Source organism: Streptomyces cyaneofuscatus, assembly GCF_000718135.1.
GTDB classification, from domain to species: Bacteria; Actinomycetota; Actinomycetes; order Streptomycetales; family Streptomycetaceae; genus Streptomyces; species Streptomyces cyaneofuscatus.
Genome location: NZ_JOEM01000001.1, coordinates 738,421 through 759,388 on the forward strand (window position 1 = coordinate 738,421; position 20,968 = coordinate 759,388).

At 70.9% G+C, this 20,968-nt stretch carries 18 protein-coding genes; 8 read left to right on the plus strand and 10 right to left on the minus strand.

Translation table 11 applies throughout. From position 1 onward, the window contains the following. Positions 1-215 precede the first annotated feature (215 nt). Entirely contained in the window at positions 216-590 is a 375-nt protein-coding gene (locus tag IF17_RS1000000138870) for a hypothetical protein (RefSeq protein ID WP_030562022.1), read from the plus strand. Beyond that, positions 587-3,799, plus strand: a complete 3,213-nt coding sequence (locus IF17_RS0103620; RefSeq protein WP_030562024.1) for a WD40 repeat domain-containing protein — start codon at positions 587-589, stop codon at positions 3,797-3,799. The genes IF17_RS1000000138870 and IF17_RS0103620 overlap by 4 nt, the downstream gene beginning before the upstream one ends. On the opposite strand, the gene IF17_RS0103625 is transcribed toward IF17_RS0103620, so the two are convergent. Beyond that, complete coding sequence (locus IF17_RS0103625; RefSeq protein ID WP_051883859.1) at positions 3,726-4,496, minus strand: carbon-nitrogen hydrolase family protein; 771 nt, start codon at positions 4,494-4,496, stop codon at positions 3,726-3,728. The two genes, IF17_RS0103620 and IF17_RS0103625, sit on opposite strands and share 74 nt — an antisense overlap. Positions 4,497-4,523: 27 nt before the next feature. After that, complete coding sequence (locus IF17_RS0103630; RefSeq protein WP_051883874.1) at positions 4,524-4,880, minus strand: cupin domain-containing protein; 357 nt, start codon at positions 4,878-4,880, stop codon at positions 4,524-4,526. 186 nt (positions 4,881-5,066) lie between these two features. On the opposite strand from IF17_RS0103630, the gene IF17_RS0103635 reads away from it, so the two are divergent. Then, positions 5,067-6,398 (plus strand): serine/threonine-protein kinase, encoded by a 1,332-nt coding sequence (locus tag IF17_RS0103635; RefSeq protein ID WP_030562031.1) that lies wholly within the window; start codon positions 5,067-5,069, stop codon positions 6,396-6,398. A gap of 22 nt (positions 6,399-6,420) precedes the next feature. Here IF17_RS0103635 and IF17_RS0103640 read toward each other — a convergent pair whose 3' ends face one another. The 8 genes from IF17_RS0103640 to IF17_RS0103675 form a co-directional block, all read right to left on the minus strand. Beyond that, on the minus strand, positions 6,421-7,116 hold the full coding sequence (locus IF17_RS0103640; protein WP_030562033.1) for an alpha/beta hydrolase: 696 nt from the start codon (positions 7,114-7,116) through the stop codon (positions 6,421-6,423). A gap of 111 nt (positions 7,117-7,227) precedes the next feature. Next, positions 7,228-8,103: a lipase family alpha/beta hydrolase gene (locus tag IF17_RS0103645; RefSeq protein WP_030562035.1), complete on the minus strand. Its 876-nt coding sequence runs from the start codon at positions 8,101-8,103 to the stop codon at positions 7,228-7,230. 149 nt (positions 8,104-8,252) lie between these two features. Further along, entirely contained in the window at positions 8,253-8,915 is a 663-nt protein-coding gene (locus IF17_RS0103650) for a TetR/AcrR family transcriptional regulator (RefSeq protein WP_030562037.1), read from the minus strand. Positions 8,916-8,986: 71 nt separating this feature from the next. Further along, positions 8,987-9,577 carry a TetR/AcrR family transcriptional regulator gene (locus tag IF17_RS0103655; protein WP_030562039.1) on the minus strand — a complete coding sequence of 197 codons (591 nt, stop codon included), beginning with the start codon at positions 9,575-9,577 and terminating at the stop codon, positions 8,987-8,989. Positions 9,578-9,816: 239 nt separating this feature from the next. Beyond that, entirely contained in the window at positions 9,817-10,749 is a 933-nt protein-coding gene (locus tag IF17_RS0103660) for an ABC transporter permease (protein ID WP_030562041.1), read from the minus strand. Then, entirely contained in the window at positions 10,736-11,719 is a 984-nt protein-coding gene (locus IF17_RS0103665; protein WP_030562043.1) for an ABC transporter ATP-binding protein, read from the minus strand. Before IF17_RS0103665 ends, IF17_RS0103660 begins: the two co-directional genes overlap by 14 nt. A 91-nt stretch (positions 11,720-11,810) precedes the next feature. Continuing rightward, positions 11,811-13,067, minus strand: coding sequence for a LolA family protein (locus IF17_RS0103670; protein WP_030562045.1), 1,257 nt, complete (start codon positions 13,065-13,067; stop codon positions 11,811-11,813). A 333-nt stretch (positions 13,068-13,400) separates the two neighbouring features. Then, complete coding sequence (locus IF17_RS0103675) at positions 13,401-14,411, minus strand: polyprenyl synthetase family protein (protein ID WP_030562047.1); 1,011 nt, start codon at positions 14,409-14,411, stop codon at positions 13,401-13,403. A gap of 159 nt (positions 14,412-14,570) precedes the next feature. Between IF17_RS0103675 and IF17_RS0103680 the strand changes: the two genes are divergently transcribed. From IF17_RS0103680 to IF17_RS0103700, 5 genes are all read left to right on the plus strand, one after another. Further along, positions 14,571-16,070 carry a peptide MFS transporter gene (locus tag IF17_RS0103680; RefSeq protein WP_030562049.1) on the plus strand — a complete coding sequence of 500 codons (1,500 nt, stop codon included), beginning with the start codon at positions 14,571-14,573 and terminating at the stop codon, positions 16,068-16,070. Positions 16,071-16,119: 49 nt separating this feature from the next. Beyond that, positions 16,120-18,114, plus strand: coding sequence for a CocE/NonD family hydrolase (locus tag IF17_RS0103685; RefSeq protein ID WP_030562051.1), 1,995 nt, complete (start codon positions 16,120-16,122; stop codon positions 18,112-18,114). Between the two features lie 170 nt (positions 18,115-18,284). Further along, positions 18,285-19,514, plus strand: coding sequence for a fumarylacetoacetase (gene fahA / locus IF17_RS0103690; RefSeq protein ID WP_030562053.1), 1,230 nt, complete (start codon positions 18,285-18,287; stop codon positions 19,512-19,514). Beyond that, positions 19,511-20,218: a GOLPH3/VPS74 family protein gene (locus IF17_RS0103695; RefSeq protein WP_030562055.1), complete on the plus strand. Its 708-nt coding sequence runs from the start codon at positions 19,511-19,513 to the stop codon at positions 20,216-20,218. The genes fahA and IF17_RS0103695 overlap by 4 nt, the downstream gene beginning before the upstream one ends. Positions 20,219-20,341: 123 nt before the next feature. Continuing rightward, positions 20,342-20,953: a Uma2 family endonuclease gene (locus tag IF17_RS0103700; RefSeq protein ID WP_030562057.1), complete on the plus strand. Its 612-nt coding sequence runs from the start codon at positions 20,342-20,344 to the stop codon at positions 20,951-20,953. Positions 20,954-20,968 lie beyond the last annotated feature (15 nt).

A 20,968-nucleotide genomic window follows, 5' to 3' on the forward strand; every position in this document is an offset into this window, starting at 1 on the left:
CCGGCACGTGCCGGACCAGCATCACCCGGGGCGGCGGGAGCGGCCACCGGGGGGCGGCGGGGGTGTGAAGCGTGGTGGGGCGGATGAGGTGCGAATCTGCGGGTGGCAAGGGCGCGGCCTTCGCCATTTCCCCGTCATCCCGGCAGAGAAACACCCTGTCGGCATAGGCTCCGGATCAACGCAGATGCAGTCCGTCCGCCCGAGAGGTACGACGCGTGTCCGTCCGCTTACTGCGGCTTCCTGTGCCGCTCACCCGATCCCGCGCGTGGGGTGCCGTCGTCTCGACCGTGCTCGCGTGCGCCACCACCGTCGGCATCAACGTCTGGACGAGCAGCTGGGCCTGGCCCGCCGGGGCCGGCCTTGGGACGCTGCTTCTGACGCAGGCGATCTTCGAGTGGGTTCGCGCCCGGGTCGACGCCCCGGTACCCTCCCCGGCCCGTATGACAGTCGAGCAGAGCTTCTCGGACGTCACAGACAGCAAAATCACTGCGGTCGACCACCAAGGGGAAAGCGGCGACACAGAAGTACGGCAGCGTTTCGGAACAGTAAGCCGATCCACCATCGTCGGTATCGAGGGCAGCAGGCGGTGACCCTCGGCAAGGGTTCGAACATTCCGGCAGAACTGGCCGAGCCGTCCGGCTCCTTCGTCGGACGAGCATGGGCGCTGGCGGAGGTCGCGTCCTGGTACGCCACCACCGATCCGCTCCTGGTTATCTCTGCGGCACCGGGAGTCGGCAAGTCGGCGCTCGCGGTGCGGCTGGCCCAGATCTCGCTTGGCGAAGTGCCGCCCGCGCAGGGGCTCGAACCGGGCTGGCTGCACGCGTGGCATTTCTGCCAGGCCCAGCGCTTCGGCTCGTTGAACATCCGGTCTGTGCTGGAGCAGACAGCGGTCCAGTTGTGCTCCACGATCCCGGGGTACGCCGAAGCGGTGGCACGCCATGAACCGGGCACCACCATCGTGGTCAACCAACAGTTCACCGGGCCCGTACAGAACTCCACCGTCACCGCGATCAACCAGTTGACCCTGCCCGACGCCGAACCGCGTCAACTGCTGGACAGGATGCTCCGACGGCCGCTTTCCGAACTCGGGACCACCGCAGTCATCCTGCTCGACGCCTTGGACGAGACCGAGGAACACATCGGCGGCCCTCAGACTCTGGCCGCCCTTCTGTCCACTCTGCGCTCCGACCCCGTACCGGAACTGCGTCTCATACTCACTGCACGCACCGGCCCTACCGCCGAGCGGTTCACCCATGGACAGCAACTACGGCTCCAGCACGACGAACCGGCGGGAACACACGACGTGTACGCCTACCTCCGGCAGCGTCTTCACGACCGAGGGATCGCCGACCCCCTGCACCTCGCGCAGTCGATCGCCCAGGCCGCCGACAGCAACTTCCTGTATGCCGCACTCGTCGCGGCCGAAAGTGCCGAAGACCTGCGCCTGCACTCTTCGGGCGAACGAGCTCTGCCACGCAGTCTCGCAGGCCTGTACAGCAGCTTCCTGGAACGCCGCGTGACTGCCGACCCCCGTCAGTGGCGCGAGGTGATCCGCACGGTGCTCGGTCTGCTGGTGCAGAGCCGTGGCAACGGGTTCACCCGGCGTCAGTTAGCTCAGCTGTCCGGTCTCCATCAATCAGCCGTCGACGACGCGTTGGAGGTGTGCGCACCGTACCTGCGAGGCTCACATCCCGACGGCCCCTTCTTCCCCTTCCACGGATCTCTGCGCGACCACCTCCGCTCGGCTTCCCGAAACGGCGTCTACGCGCAGGAGTCGACGGAGCGGATCATCGGGACGCTCCGCGCCGATGTCACCGACCCGCACAGCGCGGAACATCTCCTGGGCTACCTGACCGACCGCATCCACCTCACAGCCCTCGCCTCGGCCGACGGACGCGACCCGCGAGAGCTCCACGAGCTGGATGAGACAGTCACCGACGCCCGCTACCTGAGCGCGCGTGTCTCCTTGACCGGTGTGAACTCGCTCCTGAGCGAGGTCACCACGCTCCACGACCTGTTCCCCAACCGCCCGGCGCTCGCGGCAATGCGCGGGATACTCGGACGCCAGGCGCACAACCTGCGGGGCGGGGACGGGGGGCGTACGCCGTCGTTCACCGTGCAACAGCTCCTGTACGAGTGCTCGGTGAGCGGTCATCCCGGCCTCATCCGGACGCAGGACACCGGAAGGGGATCGGGCTTCGAAACAGCGTGGAGCTCAGTGAGCGGCAACTCCCGGTTGCTGTCGCGCACGCTCGCCACCAGCGAGTTCTCAGTGAAGGCCGTGGCCATGTCCAGCGACGGAAGCGTCACAGCGGCCTACGGAACCACGTGGCAGGGCCAGGATCTCCACCGAACTGTGCGGGTCTTCGACACAGAGAGCGGTTCAACGACTCAAGAGCTGTCCACCAACGAGCTCACGGTGCCCGTGTCCGGCCTCCGCTTCAGCGGCGACGACCGGCGCTTGGTGGCCCTGCGTGGAGAACACCCCGTCACGGCCTCGGATCTCGCCTCCGGAGCCAGGACTCCGGTGAGGCCCGGTGAAGACGTCGGGCTCTCGTACCCCTCCCCGCCGAGGGCGCTCCCGCCCTACGTCTTCTTCGAGCAGGGCGGCTCGGTGGATTTCAGCGAGGTCGCCGCGGCAATCACTCCGGATCTCCGGTACGCGGCTGTCTGCGCGCACTCCAGATCCGTGACCGTGTGGGACCTCGCCCAATGCACCAACCTCGGACGCTACGACGCAGAACTCGTCAGGTCCCTGGCGATCTCACCTGACGGCCAGTCGGTAGTGGTGGGCTCCGCGCTGGGAGGCACCCACGTCCTCAGCCCCCTGTCCCCCGCGCCGCAGTTCCCGTTCGACGGCCATAGGGGCTCGGTAAAAGCGGCATCTTTACGCGGCGGCCGTGCGGCGACATTGGGGCATGAAGGCTCTCTCAAGGTCTGGGACGTGGAGACGGGGCGGCTGGTGCAGACGACGGGCACCCCGCCCCTACCGGTCGGTGGAGAGGCTCTTGCCTTGGACGACGGGGCTGGCCTGTGCGCCGTGGGCACCGGCGGCGGCGACGCCGCACTTTTCGACCTGCGGGTTCCGTCCCTGGTGCGCACCCTGTTGGTGGACGGCCACCCCTGCGACGAGAACTGGCAGGCACCCGCAGGCGCCCGGGACGGGGCGCTGCCACTGGTGGGAGTCGGAGGCTGCCCCCGCGATCACTGGCTGGAGCGCGTCGACCATCGCCACGGTTCCCCCGTATCGGCCCTCGACATCTCACCGGACGGCCGCCGCATCGTAACCGGAACCCTCAATGGCGTGGTGCGTGTCTGGGATGCGATCAGCGGCGATCTTGTGCGTGAGGTGACGCGGGGCGGGCACCTTGTCCAAGCCGCTCGGTTCGCACCGGATGGAGACCACCTCATCACCGCTGCCCAGCTCGGCGGCCGTCTCATCCCCCGGTGGGTGGCGGTGGAGGTCTGGAGTCTCAGTACCGGCGATCTGACCCGGACTCTGTGGCCCGATCCGGCCCTGCCGTTCTTTCCTCTCCCCGACGATGACACGGTCGCCGCTCTCTCCAGCGACGGCCGCCATCTCGCAACAGGACACAGGAGCGGCACAGTCACGGTGAACGACCTCATCGCCGGGGAAAACATCGGCACGCTGATGCTGCACGGCTCCGTCACGTGTCTCGCCCTCGACGGGCCACGGCTCCTGGCAGGTACGGCCAACGGTGATGTCACGCTGGTCCGTATGCCGTCGGCCTCTCCCCTGGGCGACCACGCCGCCGACGGTGACCGACCTCCGCGGTGATCACCGTCGGCGTACGGTCGTCCGCCTCGGCGAGGAGTGCGCCGTCCGGGGCCCAGATGGCGGCCCGGCCGCAGCCGGTCCACGGGCCGGAGGGGCCCACGTGGTTGGCGAGGGCGACGAAGAGGCCCGTGTCCTCGGCCATGCGGGGGTAGACGGTCGCGCGTTGGGCGATGCCGTCGCCCGTTCCGTACAGCGTGGAGGCGAGGTAGACCTCGCAGCCGTCCGCTGCGGCCCGGGCGGGCAGGTCGGGGAAGTGGCTGTCGTAACAGGTGGCCAGGGCGAAGCGGAGACCGCCGAGTTCGAACCGCCCGTCCCGGTCGCCGGGCGTGAACACGGCGTTCTCCTGCTCGTGGAGGTGCTGCTTGAGGTAAGTGGTGAGCAGCGCGCCGTCGGGGCCGTGGACGAACGTGCCGATGGCGGGGCGTGTGCCCGGTCCGCCCGTGCTCACCGCGCAGTTGAGCACCGTGGCGATGCCTGTCGACCGGAGGGCGTCCAGCCTGGGGTCGTCCGCGTCCCGCACCAGGAGGGTGGGGTCATGGGCCAGCGCCTCCAGTTCGTAGCCGGTGAGGGCGAGTTCGGGGAGGACGAGCAGCTCGGCGCCCTGGTCGCGGGCCTGTTCCGCGAGGGCGGCGAGCCTGCGGACGTTGGCGGGGATGTCCGCCGGGGCCGAGGTCAGCTGGGCTGCGGCTATCTTCATCGGGCGAGCTTGCCATGGGAGGGGCCCCTACCTGTCTCGTGGTCGGTCCGCCTCTGCCTCTGCCTCTGCCTCTGCCTCTGCCTCTGCCTCTGCCTCCACTATGACCAGCGTGCCGCTGCTGCCGGGGCGTACCGCGTGGGCGGTGTCCGCCGCCACCACGTACATCTCGCCCGGGCCCACCGTCACCGCCTCGCCGTTCACGGTCAGTTCGAGCGTCCCGTCGAGCACCAGCAGCGCCTCGGGCTCCGCGTGCCGCTCCTCCTCCACCGGCAGTTCGTCCATCCGCAGGACCTTCACCGCGGCCGTCCCCACCCGGCCGAGCAACCGCGAACTCCACGCCCGGGGCAGGGCCGTCGCCGCTTCCGACACCTTGACCACGCTCATCGCACACACCTCCCGGCGGACCTCCTCGCAGCTCACGAAAGGGTCCGCGCATCTGGATCAACGGATGCCAGGACGCTATCCGGGGCGGGGCGGCGGGTGGTCGACCGTACGGCAAAGACTCGCGCCGGGCACAGCTTGCCCCTGCGCCATACTGAACCGCCGGAGCACGAGGGGGGCGTACAGCGCATGGAGACGGAGTACGGGGCGGACGGCCGCAGGCTGCCGGAACGTATCGGCGGGTACGCCGTGGAACGGGAGCTGGGCGCCGGCGGCATGGGCACCGTTTATCTGGCGCGTTCACGCGGCGGGCGGGCGGTGGCCGTGAAGGTGGCGCGCCCGGAGCTCGCGAGCGACCCGCACTTCCGGGAGCGGTTCCGCGCCGAGGTCGCGGCGGCGCGCAGCGTGGGCGGCTTCCACACCGCCCCCGTGGTGGACGCGGACCCGGCGGCTCCGGCGCCCTGGCTGGCCACGGCGTACGTTCCCGGGCCCACGCTCGCCGCGCTGCTGGAGGCCGAGGGGCCGATGGACGAGGCGCGGCTGCGGCAGCTGGGGGCGGCGCTCGCCGAGGCGCTGGCGGCGATCCACGGCTGCGGGCTGGTCCACCGCGATCTGAAGCCCGGCAACATCATCATGGCCCCGGACGGGCCTCGGGTCCTGGACTTCGGGATCGCGCGGGCCATGGAATCGACCCGCCTCACGGCCACCGGCACGGCCTTCGGGACGCCGGGGTTCCTGGCGCCCGAGCAGGCGCAGGGCCTGGAGGTCGGGGGCGCGGCCGACGTGTTCGCGCTGGGCGCGGTGCTCGTCGCGGCGGCGGGCGGCAGTGCGTTCGGGGCGGGGACGCCGATGGGCCTGATGTACCGGTCGGTGCACGAGCCGCCGGACCTCGCCGCGGTGCCGGAGGGCCTGCGGCCGGTCCTGACGGCGTGCCTGGCGAAGGAGCCGGACCGGCGGCCCACACCGGCTGAGCTGTTGGACCTGTTCGCACCGGACACCGTCCCGTACCCGGTGCCGTACCCGCCCACCGTGGTGCACTCCCCCATCGTCGCGGACACCCCTGCCGTGGTGCCCTCCCCCGTAGGGCCCTCCCCTGTCGTGGCGGCGCCCCCCGTGGTGGCGGCGCCCCTGCCTCCGCCTCCGCCGCCTTCGTACGCGCCGTCCAACGCCCTCCTGCCGCACCAGGCCCCGACGGAGACCGCGTTGACGGTCGACGCACGGGGCCAGGGGCCGGGCGAGGGACCGGGCGACGCCGACCTGACGTTCGTGGCGGTCGGCCCGGGGAGTTCCCTCCTCGTCGACTCCGTGGGCGTCACCCTCGGCCCGGCGGGCGCGGAGGTGCAGTACACCTGGGCCGAGATCCGCACCGTCTGGTACGCGGCCGAGGGCCCCAAGCACCTCAGGGTCGTCGTCCAACCGCACCACGGCGCCCCCTACTCCTGTCTGCTCGCGGCCCGCAGGCGGGCCCGTCTCCAGGAGTGGCTGGAGGATCTGCCGCTGATCCTGGAGTGCTTCACGTAGACCGAGCGCCCCCTGGGAGCTGTCAGCCGGCGGTCTCGCGTACGGCGTCCTCGATCAGATCGACCACGGCTTGCGGCTGGGAGGCCAGGGAGGCGTGGCTCGCGTCGAGCTCGACGGTCCGGCGGGGGTTCATCCGCTGGGCCATGCGGCGTTCGTTGTCGGGGTGGATCATGCGGTCCTGGGTGGAGACCTGGTACCAGGTGGGCTTGTTCCGCCAGGCCGGGGCGGTGACGTTGTCGCCGAAGGTGGAGCCGAGCGGCGCCTTCTGGGTGACGGCCATGACCAGGGCCTCGTCGGCGGACAGGTCCTGACAGAAGCTCTCGCGGAACTTGTCCTGCGCGATCCAGAGGTAGCCGTCGGAGTCGGGGGCGATGTTGTCGAAGGCGGCGGGCGGGTTCTCCTGGCTGATCTGGCCCGGGCTCTCGCCGGCGTCGGGGGCGAAGGCGGCGATGTAGACGAGGGCGGTGACGTCGGGCAGGTCGCCGGCCTCGGTGATGACGGCGCCGCCGTAGGAGTGGCCGACCAGGACGACGGGACCGTCGACCTGCTTGACCATCTTGCGGGTGCGCTCGGCGTCGTCGGCGAGCGAGGTCAGGGGGTTCTCGACGGCTCGGATCCGGTCGTATCCGCGCTTGTTCAGTTCGGTGATGACGTTCGCCCAGTGGGCGGCGCCACCCCAGAAACCATGGACGAGGACGATGGTGGGCTTGTCGGACATGATGCTCTTCCTCCCGGGGACGGTCACTGGGAGGAAGTCTTGTGAGCTGCGGCCGGGACGGCACGGCGCGGAGGCCGAAAGAGTGCCGTGCCGTCCCGGTCGGTGACTCCGTCAGATGCCGAGGGTGGTGAAGAGGCGGCACCGGAAGGGCTTGGACCCTTCGGGGTCGAGACGGTTCAGGACGAGCTGGGCGACGTTCGGGTCGATCGCCAGGCCGAGATGGCCGGCGAAGTCCAGCCCGCACTTGTCCTGGAGCACGATGTTCGTCACGTTGGGCGCGGGGGCGAGCAGTCCGCTGGTGTACGGGGTGACCACCGTGTCGTAGCGGGTGACGATGGTGGTGTACGTCGGCCCGGGTACGGCGACGGGACCGTCGTTGAGCTTGGCGAGGAAGGCCGAGCCCGGCAGATAGTCCGTGCAGGCCCCGCAGCCCACACCGGTCAGCAGGCCCTGGAGCTTCAGCGCCTCGGCGAGAGTCGCGAGGCCGTTGAGGGTGGTGCCCTTGAAGTTGGAGCCGAAGCCGACGAAGTCGTCGACCTTCGCGGCGCCGCCGAGGTGCTTCATGTAGTAGGCGGGGACGGTGGTGCCCTCGGAGTGGCCGACGATGTCGACCTTCGACGCTCCTGTCGCGGCGCGCACGCGGTCGACGAACGTGCTCAGTTCGGCGGCGCTGTCGGCCATCGGCGCGAGCCCGCCGGCGAGGCCGCCGAGCAGGGTCTTGCCGTACGTCTGCGAGTAGACGCAGTAGCCGTTCGCGCGGAGCGTCGGCGCCAGCGTCAGGAAGTTGTCCCAGTGGTTGGCGCCCATGCCGTGGACGAGCACCACGGGTTCGGGGTGTGCGGCGCTGGGGCGGCAGGACCAGTCGTTCCATCCCGACGACGGGGCCGTGCCGGCCGGAGCTGTCCCGGCCGAGGCCGTCGTCGTGAGGGTGGTCGAGGCGAGGACGGACAGCAGAAGGACCGTCAGGAACGTGCGGAGCTTTGCCATGCGGGCGACTCCCTGTTGGCGGTGGGGTTACCCGGAAGTAGAGCACGGGGCATTGTTGGGAACAAGGCATCGTTTCCAAAAAAGATGCACGGTTCCGAACCTTGTGCGGGGAGGGGATGCCGGGGCCTGGGAACGCTTGTGACGGGCCGTCAGGAAGCGGCGAGCCCCGCGCTGATGACGGTGTAGAAGCGGTCGAGTCCGGCCTGCAGGGCCGCGCGGTCGTCGGGCCGCGCGGTGTCGCCGTCCAGGAGCCAGTCGGCGATGATGTCGAAGAGACCGCCGATCAGTCCCATGGCCACCACATGCGCGTGCGGGGAGACCGGGAGGCCGAGGCGCTGCCAGACGGTCTCGACGAAGGACGCCGCCCACCGGCGGTTGGTCCGGCGGTGCACCTCTGCCAGCGGGGTGACGGCACGGCCCTCGCCGAACGTCACCCGCGCCACACGTACGTCGTCCACGAAGGCGTCCGCGAAGTGCCGGATCAGCCGCCGCGCCGCCTCGGTCGCGCCCTCGTCGTCGCCCAGCGCGTCCAGCGCGGCGGTCAGCCGGCCCGTCACGTCCACGACGATCCGGTCCAGCAGCGCCAGGTACAGGTTCTCCTTGCCGGTGAACACTTCGTAGAAGCTCTTCGTCCCGACGTATGCCTGCTTACAGATCTGCTCGATCGAGGTGTCCTGGTACCCCTGCGCGGAGAACAACTCCAGCGCCGCGTCCATCAGGTCCTCGCGGCGCCTCTCGCGCCGCTCCTCGGCGTCCAGACCTCGGATCCGCCGGCCTCCCGGGCCCTTGCCGTTCACCTCTGCGCCGACCACCAGCCCAAGATACAGGGGGCCTCCGACGCCACGATTTCCCGCCCGTTCCCAGGGGGTGGCCAGGACAGCTCCTAGTACCCCGGTGCCCCCAGCGCGCGCAGCACATGGGCCACGAGTGCGGCGATCGTCTCCTCGTCGTGGACCGGTTTGCGCAGGAGGTGGCGGTAGTAGAGGGGGCCGTACAGCATCTCCACGGCCAGCGGGAGGTTCGCGCCGGGCGGGATCTGGCCCTGGTCCTGGGCGCTGCGCAGCCGGGCCACCGCCTGCTCCACGCGCGGATCGACCAGCTGGTCCTTCAACGCCTGCGCGAGGACGTCGTCGCGGTGGAGCTCGGAGAGGATGCCCGCGTAGGCCGGGCCGAAGGGCGGCACGGTGAGCAGCTTCACCGCGCCCGCCAGGTGGGTGCGCAGGTCCGCGCCGATGTCACCGGTGTCCACGAACGGCGTGGCGTCCACCAGCGCGTCCGTGAACGCCTCCAGCAGCACCGCCCCTTTTGACGGCCACCAGCGGTAGATCGTCTTCTTGCTGACACCGGCACGGGCCGCGATGGCCTCCACCGTGACGTGCCCGTACCCCTTCTCCGTGCAGAGGTCGAGCGCGGCCTGCAGCGTCGCGCGGCGTGATCTCTCGCTGCGGCGCAGGCTACTGGGCGGTGTGATCATTCGGTGAGCATAGGGGTGTTTCAGCCATTCCTTATTGACAGGTAGTCGTCATAGGCCGAACAATACCCAAGCGGAAACGGAACGTACCGTGTCGTGTCGTTCCCACCCTCCGCACCGTTCGTGCCGTTCGTGCCGCGACGAGCCGATCGGGGGACGGCTCGCCCGGCCGACGGCATGGACGACCGCTCACCGATCCGATCCGGCCACGGTCCCACCACGGGACGACCGCGCTGCCCGGCTCAGGCCGTGATGTCCTTCGAGGTGAAACGGGCCCAGGCCGCCGAGCCGAACACCGCCGCGTACAGGCCTTGGAGTTGGAAGTTCTTGCTGAGCTCCTCCCAGTGGACCGGCTCGCGCAGGACGTCCGCGAACGACATCCAGTAGTGCGGGAACAGGTAGGGGTGGATGCCGCTCAGCTGCGGGATGCTGTCCAGGATCTGCACCGTGATCAGCAGCCCGACCGTCGCCGCCATCGCCCCGATCCCGCTGTCGGTCAGCGTCGAGACGAACAGGCCGAGCGCGGCGAACCCGACCAGGGAGGCCGCGACGACCGCCGCCGTCAGCGCGGCCCGCACCAGGCCCTCGCCGAAGCTGATCCGGGTGCCGGAGATCGTCGTGACCTCCCCCACGGGAAAGAGCAGCGCCCCGACCGCCAGGGCCGAGGCCGCCACCACGAAGGTCGCGACCAGGCAGAAGGTAAGGACCGAGGCGTATTTGGCCAGAAGTAGCCGGGTCCGGCCGGCCGGGGCGACCAACAGATAGCGCAGCGTCCCCCCGCTCGCCTCGCCCGCGATCGCGTCGCCCGCGACCACGCCGACGGCCATCGGGAGGAAGACCGGGAGCGTGGCCGCGAGGGCGGCGAAGACCAGGAAGAGCCCGTTGTTGGTGACCTGCGTCAGGAACGCCGGGCCTCCCCCTCCGTCCGGCCCGCCCCCGGACCCCGATCCGCCCCCGCCCGTCTCGATGCGGACCGCGATCCCGATGAGTACGGGGACGGCGGCGAGCACCGCGAGGAGCGCGTAGGTGCGGTGGCGGCGGAGGGTGGTGGTGATCTCGGAGCGGAGGATTCCGAGGGTCCATAGAGGGTTACGGGGGTTGCCAGGTTTACGGGGGCGGGGCCCGTTGTCTTCCGGAGCCGTGGTGGCCGTGAGTGCTGCCTCAGCCTGCGACATCGAATCCCTCTCCCGTGAGTGCCACGAACGCGTCCTCCAGCGACCCGCCCTCGATCCCGAACGACCGCACCCGCACCCCGCCGCCCACCAGCGCCGCGTTGAGATCCGCGAGGTCCACCGTGGCGGGCGGGGGGTCGGCGGTCAGCCGGTCGCCGTCCACGCTCACGCCTCCGAGGCCGTGCTCCTTGAGGATGCGGGCGGCGTCGGCGGGATCGGGGGTCGTGACGGCGAGCCGGCCGCGGGCGCTCGCGGCGAGTTCGGCGACCGGGCCCTGGGCCAGCAGCCGGCCGCGGGCCATCACCGCCGCGTGCGTGCAGACCTGTTCGATCTCGTCCAGCAGGTGCGAGGAGAGGAACACCGTGGTCCCCTCGGCCGCCAGCTGCCGGACCAGGGAGCGGATCTCGCGCATGCCCTGCGGGTCGAGGCCGTTGGTCGGCTCGTCCAGGACGAGCAGGCGGCGGGGCCGGAGCAGGGCGGCGGCGAGCCCCAGGCGCTGTTTCATGCCGAGGGAGTACACCTTCGCCTTCTTGGCCGAGGCGGCGGCGAGGCCGACCCGGTCCAGGGCGTGGTCGATACGGGCCCGGCGGGTGCGCGGGTCGGCGGTGGGGTCGGCCCGGTCGTACCGGAGAAGGTTGTCGCGGCCGCTCAGGTAGCCGTACAGCGCGGGCCCCTCGATCAGCGCGCCGACCTCCGGGAGGACCGTACGGGCGGCCCGGGGCATGGGGCGGCCGAGGACCGTGGCCGTGCCGGAGGTGGGGTCGATGAGGCCCATGAGCATCCGGATGGTGGTGGTCTTGCCGGAGCCGTTGGGGCCGAGGAAGCCGAAGACGCTGCCGCCGGGGACGGTGAGGTCGAGGCCGTCGACGGCGAGCCGGCCGCCCCGGAAGCGCTTGGTGAGGCCGCGGGTCTCGATGACGGGGGCGGTGGTGGACCGGGCCGCGTCCGTCGGGGCCGTCGCTGTCTCCGTCATGCCGGTCGCACCTCTCAGCACATGCGGGGGCCGGACCGCCCCGCCGCGCGGGTGCGCGACGGGGCGGGACGACCGGGTGAGTCCGTAAGCCCTACTTGGCGCCGTCGGCCGCCCGTACCAGCGCGTCCTTCGTCACCGCTCCGACATATACCTTGCCGTCGTCCGTCAGCAGCGCGTTGACGAGGCGGGTCTTGAAGACCGTGCCCGAGCCGAACTTCCCGGTGACCTTGTCGCCGAGCGCGTCCAGGAAGCCCTGGGCCTCGGCCGGGACGTCGCCCGAGCCCGCCGTGGGCAGGCCCTTGCCGCCGGGGATCTCGATGGCGGCGATCGACGTCCAGCCCTCGCCGATGACGTTGACGCCCTCGGAGCTCTCCAGCCCCTCCAGGCCCGGGATCTGGCCGGAGAACTGCTCGGGGAGCGCCTTCTGCGCCTTGCCGTGCTCGTCCTTGCCGGTCTCCAGCTCGTCGGCCTCCGTCACCTTGGCGCCCTTGGGCGGGGTGAAGTCGAACGACGAGGCGGCGGGCTTCGCGAAGTCCACCTTGGTGAAGCCCGCGTCGACCACGGCCTTGCCACCGGCCGCCGCCGCCAGCGTGAACTTCAGCGGTACGCCGTTCTCCGCATCCACCGCGATCCGGATCGAGCCGACCGTCGAGCCCTCCTGCTTCGGCTTGATGACCAGCTGGTACGCGTCTCGGCCCGCCACCTGCGCGGTGCCGTCCACGGTGACCGACGTGGTGTCGCCGACCGCCGCGAGCGCCTGCTCGGCGAAGTCCTTCGGGGTGGCGGGGACGCCCTTGGGCGCCCTCGGAGCCTCCTTCTCGGCGCCCGCGCCCTCGGGCGCCTCGGCGTGGTAGACCTCGTCGGACGTCGAGTCGTACGCCCAGACCTCGCCCTTGTTGTGGACGACGCTGTACTCGGAGGCCTTGCCGAGGATGGAGAGCCGCTGCTTCTCCGGGCCGTCGACGGCCACCCGGAGCGTGTGCGTGCCGGACGTCAGCTCCATGAGCTTGTCCTGCGGTGCGGCGGCGCCGCCGTCCTTGCCCTCGCCGTCCGCGCCCGGCAGGAACGATCCGGCGAGGCCGTCGAGGGGCAGACCGAGGTCCGTGCTGATCTTGAACGTGCCGGAGAGCTGCTCCTCGTCGGAAGCGGCGATCTTCTCGATGAGTTCCTGTGCGCTGATCTTCGGCAGGTCCGGGTCGCCGGCGTTCGCCAGTGCCGGGACGAGCCCGATGGTCGCGGCCGCCACCCCCGCGACCGCGACGGGGACGATGTAGCGCGCCGCCTTCCGGCGGCCCACGACAGTGCCCGTGGCCTCGCCGATGGTTTCCGCGCTGTCGTTCGGTGCCATGTGTGCCCTACCTCCGTGGTCGGCGGCTTCCGTCCGGTTGCTCGTCCACTCCCTGCCGCCATTCTCACCCGATGTGGTCAGGAGTGGTTGGTATCCATCTGACCAAATCGGGCGGTCTGAAGCGTCAGCCCCCGGGATCAACCTGACTACTGCTCCGGTATGACAACCGGACGGGGCGCATCAGCCATCCCGTAGGGTAGGGCCCCGGGTGGCCTACTGGGTGACGCGTCGTCAACCAGGGGAACGCGCCGCGCGTGAACCAGGGGACGCGCCGCGCGTGAACCAAGGGAGGGCACCGTGCGTGAACCAGGGGAAGGCACCGCGTGCGTGCTCTCAGCCCGCGCGGTGCACCACGGCGTCGCACAGCTCCTCCAGCGCGGACTTCGCGTACCCCTCGGGCAGCGGCGCCAGCGTGGCGCGCGCCTCCTGGGCGTACCGGACGGTGTCCTGGCGGGCCTGCTCCAGCGCCGGGTGGGCGCGCAGCCGGCGCAGCGCCTCGGCGAGGGTGTCGTCGTCGCCGAGGTCGCCGTCGATCAGCTCGACGAGCTCCAGGTCGTCGGGCTTGCCGTCCTCCGCGGCCTGGGCGCGCAGCCGCAGCACCGGGAGGGTGGGGATGCCTTCGCGCAGGTCGGTGCCGGGGGTCTTGCCGGACTCGTGGGAGTCCGAGGCGATGTCCAGGACGTCGTCGGCGAGCTGGAAGGCGATGCCGAGCCGCTCCCCGTACTGCGTGAGGATGTCCACGGTCCGCTCGTCGGCGCCGGCCATCAGCGCGCCGAACCGGCCGGAGACGGCGACCAGCGAGCCGGTCTTGCCGCTGAGCACGTCCAGGTAGTGGTCGACCGGGTCGCGGCCGTCGCGCGGGCCCGCGGTCTCCAGGATCTGGCCGGTGACCAGCCGCTCGAACGCCTCGGCCTGGATGCGAACGGCCTCGGGGCCGAGGTCGGCCAGGATGTGGGAGGCGCGGGCGAACAGGAAGTCGCCGGTGAGGACGGCCACCGAGTTGCCCCAGCGGGTGTTGGCGCTCTCCACCCCGCGGCGTACGTCGGCCTCGTCCATCACGTCGTCGTGGTACAGCGTGGCCAGGTGGGTCAGCTCGACGACGACGGCGGCGGGAACGACACCCGGCGCGTCGGGGTCACCGAACTGTGACGCGAGCATGACCAGCAAGGGGCGGAACCGCTTGCCCCCGGCCCGCACCAGGTGCTGGGCGGCCTCCGTGATGAAGGGCACATCACTCTTGGTGGCTTCGAGCAGCCCCGCTTCGACAGCGGCCAGGCCCGTCTGGACGTCGGCCTCAAGAGCCTGGTCCCGCACGTGCAGTCCGAACGGCCCGACGACGGTCACGAGGGCATCTCCTGTCTGCTGACGATCACACTCATTGTCGATGTGTCGCTGGATCCCAAATCGACTTCAGCGTATCCGGTCTCCTGTGGATCACCGTGGGCGGCTTCCCACCACCGCCGGTATGTTCGGGATCAGCTCATACGATCAGGAGTCTCCGCTTTGTCCCACACCGCTGCCGACACCGAGCCGGACCGGCCCCCGCCCGAGGACGACCACGCCTTCTTCGGCCAGCCACGGGGTCTGATGACCCTGTCCGGCCTGGAGGTCTGGGAGCGGTTCTCGTTCCTCGGCATGCAGGCGATCCTGGTGCTGTTCTTCGCCGACAAGGTGGCCAACGGCGGCATGGGGATGGACCCCGGCACCGCCGCTTCCGTATCCGCCGCGTACGGGACCCTCGTCTACCTGGTCTCCGTGGCCGGCGGCTGGCTGGCCGACCGGATCCTCGGCTCGTACCGGGCCGTGCTGTACGGCGGCATCCTCATCGCCTGCGGCCACTACGCCATGGCCGTGCCCACCGACGCGATGACCTGGGTCGGGCTCGGGCTGATCAGCGCCGGGACGGGGCTCCTCAAGCCCAATGTGGCCTCGATGGTCGGCAAGCTCTACCGCACCGACGACGAGCGGCGCGACGCCGGCTTCGCGCTCTACTACATGGGCATCAACATCGGCGCGTTCGCCGGACCGCTGATCACCGGCTGGCTCGGCGACCACGCGAGCTGGCACTGGGGCTTCTCGGCCGCCGCGATCGGTATGACCCTCGGCCTGATCCAGTACGTGGCGGGCCGCCGTCACCTGGTCGGACGCAAGGAGGGCGCCGAATTCGCCCTCGCCCCCGCGGCCATGCGCCGCGCGGTGCGGCTGATCATCGGCGGGGCCGTCGTGGTCGCCGTCCTCGCGACCGCCCTGGCGCTGGCGGGCTGGCTGACCATCGACCGGTTCGTGGACGTGCTCACGGTCATCTCGGTCATCGCCCCGATCACGTACTTCGTGGTGATGTTCCGGAGCCCGCGGGTCACCGCCGAGGAGCGCGGCAGGCTGCGGCCGTACGTCGTGCTCTTCCTGGGGTCCGTCGTCTTCAACTTCATCCTCTTCCAGGCGTACTCCACGATGATCCTGCTGGCGTCGACCAACGCCCGCACGGAGATCCTCGGCTTCACCTTCCCGGCCAGCTGGTACGCCTCCGCGCTCGGCGCCTTCGAGGTCGCGCTCGCGCCCGTGGTGGCCGCCACCTGGGTCCGGATGGGCCGCCGCCAGCCGCACGCCTCCAACAAGATCGCCTTCGGCGTGATCCTGGGCGGGCTGTCGTTCCTGCTGATGGTCCTGCCCACCTCCGGGCACGCCGACGACACGTACCGGATGGCCGCCTGGTGGATCGTCGGCTCCTATCTGCTGCTCGGGCTCGGTGACGTACTCCTGGAGACCTCCGGCCTCTCCGCCAGCAGCAAGCTCGCACCGAAGGCGTTCGCCAGCCAGACGATGGCCCTGTGGTTCCTGTCCCTGGCCGTCGCCAACGGCATCCAGGCGCAGGTCGTGAAGTTGTACGGCGAGGTCTCCACCCCCGCCTACTTCGGCGTCAACGGCGCGATCGCCGTGGCGGCGGGCGTCGCGATGATCGCCGCCGCGCCCTGGCTGAAGCGCACGATGCACCCCGTCCACTAGTCCCCAGCAGCCCCGCAGAGGCGTCCCCCGTCCCCCACCGAGGTGACCCATGAACATCACGACCGAGTTCCCGTACGAGACGACCCGCGAGGACGTGTACATCCCGCTGCCCGGCGGGACCCGGCTCTACGCCCGGATCTGGCGCCCCCTGACCGACGAACCGGTCCCCGCGCTGCTGGAGTACCTGCCCTACCGGCTCGGCGACTGGACCGCCCCGCGCGACTGGCAGCGCCACCCCTGGTACGCGGGCCACGGCTACGCCTCCGTACGGGTCGACGTCCGGGGACACGGCAACAGCGAGGGGCTGCCGGGCGACGAGTACGACGCGCAGGAGCTCACCGACGGGGTCGCCGTCATCCACTGGCTGGCCCAGCAGGAGTGGTGCTCGGGCCGGGTCGGGATGTTCGGCATCTCCTGGGGCGGCTTCAACTCGCTCCAGATCGCCGCGCTCGCCCCCGAGCCGCTGAAGGCGATCGTCACCGTCTGCTCGGCCGACGACCGCTACGACAACGACGTCCACTACATGGGCGGCTCCGTCCTCGCCGTCGACATGCACGCCTGGGCCGCCACCATGCTCGCCTTCGTCTCCCGCCCGCCCGACCCGGCGCAGATCGGCGACGACTGGAAGGAGATGTGGCTGAAGCGGCTGGAGGCCGTCGAGCCGCCCATCCACACCTGGCTGGCCCACCAGAGCCGCGACGACTACTGGAAGCACGGAAGCGTCTGCGAGGACTACGGGGCGATCAAGGCGAACGTCCTCGCGGTCGGCGGCTGGCACGACCCGTACCGCGACACCGTCCTGCGCCTGGTCGAGCACCTCGACCCCGGGCAGGTGCGCGGGATCATCGGTCCGTGGTCGCACCAGTACCCGGACCGGGGGCTGCCGCCGGGGCCCGCGATCGGCTTCCTCCAGGAGACGCTGCGCTGGTGGGACCAGCACCTGAAGGGCAAGGAGACGGGCGTGATGCGGGAGCCGCTGCTGCGGTCCTGGATCAGCGGCTCGCACCCGCCCGCCACGGTGTACGAGACGCTGCCCGGGCGCTGGGTCGGGGACGCCTCCTGGCCCTCGGAGAACATCTCCCCGGTGGCGTACGCGCTCCAGGGCGGTGAGCGGATCGTCGCCTCGCCGCAGCAGACCGGCCTGGACGCGGGACGCTTCTTCCCGTTCGGCAACGAGGCGGACCTGCCGCCGGACCAGCGCGACGAGGACGCGAAGTCGGTGTCGTTCGAGTTCCCGGTGGAGGAGGCGCCGATCGAGATCCTCGGCCGCCCCCGGGTGAAGCTCCGCATCCGGATGGACGTACCGCGCGGCCAGGCCATCGCCCGGCTCTGCGACGTGGCGCCCGACGGCTCCTCCGCCCTGGTCACCCGGGGCGTCCTCAACCTCGCCGCCCGGCACGGCCGCGACCGCACCGACGACTGGACGCCCGGCGACACCGAGGACGTGGTCTTCGACCTGAACGGCATCGGCCACACCTTCCCGCCCGGCCACCGCATCCGGCTCGCGGTCTCCTCCTCGTACTGGCCCTGGATCTGGCCGCAGGCAGGCTCGGCCGGGTTCACGCTCGACGCGGACGGCAGCTTCGTCGAACTGCCGGTGCGCCGCCACACCGAGGACCCGGCGATCACATTCGGCGAACCGGAACAGGCCGAACCGCTCGGCGTCGTCCACCCGGTCACCCTGGAGGAGCCGCGCCCGGAACGGCTCGTCGTCCGTGACGTCGCCAAGGGCGAGTGGCGGCTGGAGGTCGACCCGCGCTACGGCGGTACGCGGGTCTACCCCGACGGCCTGGAATTCACCGAGGACGCCCTGGAGACGTACACGATCCAGCAGGACGACCCGCTCTCCGCGCGCACCCGCTCCGACTGGCGGATCCGGCTGCACCGGCCGGAGATGTCCTGGGACGTGGAGGTCGAGACGCGCTCGGAGATCGCCGCCGACGACAACGACTTCATCACCTCGAACGAGGTGATCTGCAAGGACGGCGGCGAGGTCGTCTTCCACCGCACCTGGGAGAAGCGCATCCCGCGCACGGCGGGCTGAGTCAGGGCTGTGTTTCGTCATCGGGTCCCCCGGATTTCCGGGGGGCCCTTCGAACTTTCCGGGCAATAGGCACAGTTGGTGATAGTCGGGGATACTCGGGGCACTGCCGTGGGGTAGGACCTCCGACGTAACGTGTCCTCCACACGACCTGGAAAGCGAGGCAGCAACACATGCCCGAGCAGAGCAGCCCGCTCGACCTGCCCGAGGGCGACCCCTTCGGCCCGCACAACCTCCCCTACGGTGTGTTCTCCACCCCCGACCACCCCGAGGACCGCCGGGTCGGCGTCCGCATCGGCAACCACGTGCTGGACGCCGGCGCCGCCGCCCACGCGCTCGGCTCCCCGTACGCCGGGCTGCTGGCCCAGCCGAGCCTGACGCCGCTGCTCGCGGCGGGCCGCACCGCCTGGCGGGACGTGCGCCGCGCGCTCACCGCCTGGCTCACCGTCCCGGGCCACCGCGCGGACATCGAGCCGCTGCTGCACCCGGTCGACGCGGTCACCCTGCACCTGCCGTACGAGGTCGCGGACTACGTCGACTTCTACGCCAGCGAGCACCACGCCACCAACGTCGGGAAGATCTTCCGGCCGGACGGCGACGCGCTCACCCCCAACTGGAAGCACCTGCCGATCGGTTACCACGGCCGCTCCGGCACCGTCGTGGTCTCCGGCACGGACGTGGTGCGCCCCAGCGGCCAGCGCAAGGCCCCCACCGACCCGGCGCCGGTCTTGGGGCCCTCGGTGAAGCTGGACATCGAAGCCGAGGTCGGCTTCGTCGTCGGCGTCCCCTCCGCCCACGGCACCCCGGTCCCGCTCGCCGACTTCCGAGAGCACGTCTTCGGGCTCTCGCTGCTCAACGACTGGTCGGCGCGCGACCTCCAGGCCTGGGAGTACGTGCCGCTGGGCCCGTTCCTCGGCAAGTCCTTCGCCACCTCCGTATCGGCGTGGGTCACCCCGCTGGAGGCCCTGGACGCGGCCCGCACCGCCCCGCCCACCCGGGACGTTCCGCTCCTCCCCTACCTCGACGACGCGAACGAGGAGGAGCACGGCGGCTTCGACATCCGGATCACCGTCGAGATCAACGGCCAGGTCGTCGCCGAGCCGCCGTTCGCCTCGATGTACTGGACGGCCGCCCAGCAGCTCGCCCACATGACGGTCAACGGCGCGTCGCTGCGGACCGGGGACCTGTACGGCTCCGGCACGGTCAGCGGCCCCGAGACCACCCAGCGCGGCTCGCTCCTGGAGCTCACCTGGAACGGCCGCGACGCGCTGGAACTCCCCGAGGGCAAGCGGACGTTCCTGGAGGACGGCGACACGGTCACGCTGACCGCCTGGGCTCCCGGCCCGCACGGCACCCGCGTGGGCCTCGGCGACGTGACCGGCAGGATCGTCACGGCACCATGAACGCTTCCGCCCCCGCACTGACGCTCCCCGAGGAGCTGATCCTGCTCACCCTGAACCCGGGGAGCGGCAAGCCGTTGTGCGCGGCCGCCTCCCTGGCGTACGGAACGGCCGGCGCCGCCCTCGCGGAGCTGGAGCTCCAGGGGCGCATACGGGAGGAGCGCGGCCGGGTCCAGGTGGTGAACCCGCTGGACCCGGCCGACCCGCTCCTCGCCGCCCTGCTGCGGACCCTGCCCCAGGCCAAGGGCCGCCGCTCAGGCATGCGCGCCCGGCACTGGGTGGACAACTTCGACAAGCACGTACGGGACACCTGCCTGGACTCCCTGGTCGAACGCTCCGTGCTCTCCCGGGAGACCCGCCGCTTCCTCGGCCTGTTCCCGTCCCACCGGCACTTCCCGGTCCACCCGGACCTCGTACCGGGCGTCCGCAGGCGGTTCACCCTGGCCGAGACGGCGGGCTACCCGGACCACCGCGACCGCCTCCTGGCCGCCCTGGTCTCCGCGATCGGCCTGGCCGGCGAACTGACCCGCAACGGCCGCCCCGGCCGCACGGCGATGAAGGTCCTGCGCCGCTCCGAGTGGACGGCGGTGGCCGTCAACTACAACGTCAAGCAGAACGAATCCGGCGGGGGCGGCGGCGAGAACGACGGCTGGATCGGCGACAGCGGGGGCAGCAGTTGCGGGGGCGGCTGCGGAGGCGGGGACTGAGGGGCCGCCGTGGAGTGTTCCGGTCAGCGGTGCGCTTGGCGTTCACACGTTCGGGGGAGCCTTATCCGGTTTCCGGCGGATACGCTGGTCGGGCCCGCGAGACTCCTCCCCATGGGAGCAATGATGAGCATCGAACCCGAGGCCTCCGAGCCGCGGTGGGCGGTCCCGCCCGAGGGCGGCTGGACCGCCGATGACCTGGACACACTCCCGAATCTGCCTCCCCACACGGAGCTGATCGACGGGAGCCTGATCTTCGTGAGTCCGCAGAGCTTCTTCCACTCGTGGGCGGTTGACTTCTTCACCTGGCACCTGCGGTCACTCGCGCCCCCGGAGCTGCAAGTCGTGCGTGAGTGCACCATCGACATCGACCGCTACAACCGACCTGAACCCGACGTGGCAGTCTTCGACAGCCTGGTAGCCCCGAAGCCGGGCCAGACCCGCTACCCAGCCGATTCAGTACAGCTGGCTATCGAGGTCGTCTCACCGGAGTCCCGCTCGCGCGACCGTGAGACCAAGCCGGTCAAGTACGCCCGGGTCAAGATCCCCCACTACTGGAGGGTTGAGAACCACGACGGCCGGGCCGTGGTCTACGTCTTCGAGCTGGAACCCGCCACGGGCACGTACACCTCCACCGGCATCTTCCACGACCGAATGAAGGTCGCCGTTCCATTCCCCATGGACCTGGACCTCACGGCGATCAACCCGACCACCTCGCGGGCGGCGGACCCGGAGTAGGTCCCGCCGCCCTGC

Bases quoted from the DNA above. Each gene is read 5' to 3' on its own strand.
- IF17_RS0103625 (WP_051883859.1), bottom strand. From the start codon at position 4,496: ATGAAGATAGCCGCAGCCCAGCTGACCTCGGCCCCGGCGGACATCCCC.
- IF17_RS0103640 (WP_030562033.1), bottom strand. From the start codon at position 7,116: ATGTCCGACAAGCCCACCATCGTCCTCGTCCATGGTTTCTGGGGTGGC.
- IF17_RS0103635 (WP_030562031.1), top strand. From the start codon at position 5,067: ATGGAGACGGAGTACGGGGCGGACGGCCGCAGGCTGCCGGAACGTATC.
- IF17_RS0103685 (WP_030562051.1), top strand. From the start codon at position 16,120: ATGAACATCACGACCGAGTTCCCGTACGAGACGACCCGCGAGGACGTG.
- IF17_RS0103630 (WP_051883874.1), bottom strand. From the start codon at position 4,880: ATGAGCGTGGTCAAGGTGTCGGAAGCGGCGACGGCCCTGCCCCGGGCG.
- fahA (WP_030562053.1), top strand. From the start codon at position 18,285: ATGCCCGAGCAGAGCAGCCCGCTCGACCTGCCCGAGGGCGACCCCTTC.
- IF17_RS0103660 (WP_030562041.1), bottom strand. From the start codon at position 10,749: ATGTCGCAGGCTGAGGCAGCACTCACGGCCACCACGGCTCCGGAAGAC.
- IF17_RS0103695 (WP_030562055.1), top strand. From the start codon at position 19,511: ATGAACGCTTCCGCCCCCGCACTGACGCTCCCCGAGGAGCTGATCCTG.
- IF17_RS0103655 (WP_030562039.1), bottom strand. From the start codon at position 9,577: ATGATCACACCGCCCAGTAGCCTGCGCCGCAGCGAGAGATCACGCCGC.
- IF17_RS0103665 (WP_030562043.1), bottom strand. From the start codon at position 11,719: ATGACGGAGACAGCGACGGCCCCGACGGACGCGGCCCGGTCCACCACC.
- IF17_RS0103645 (WP_030562035.1), bottom strand. From the start codon at position 8,103: ATGGCAAAGCTCCGCACGTTCCTGACGGTCCTTCTGCTGTCCGTCCTC.
- IF17_RS0103700 (WP_030562057.1), top strand. From the start codon at position 20,342: ATGAGCATCGAACCCGAGGCCTCCGAGCCGCGGTGGGCGGTCCCGCCC.
- IF17_RS0103670 (WP_030562045.1), bottom strand. From the start codon at position 13,067: ATGGCACCGAACGACAGCGCGGAAACCATCGGCGAGGCCACGGGCACT.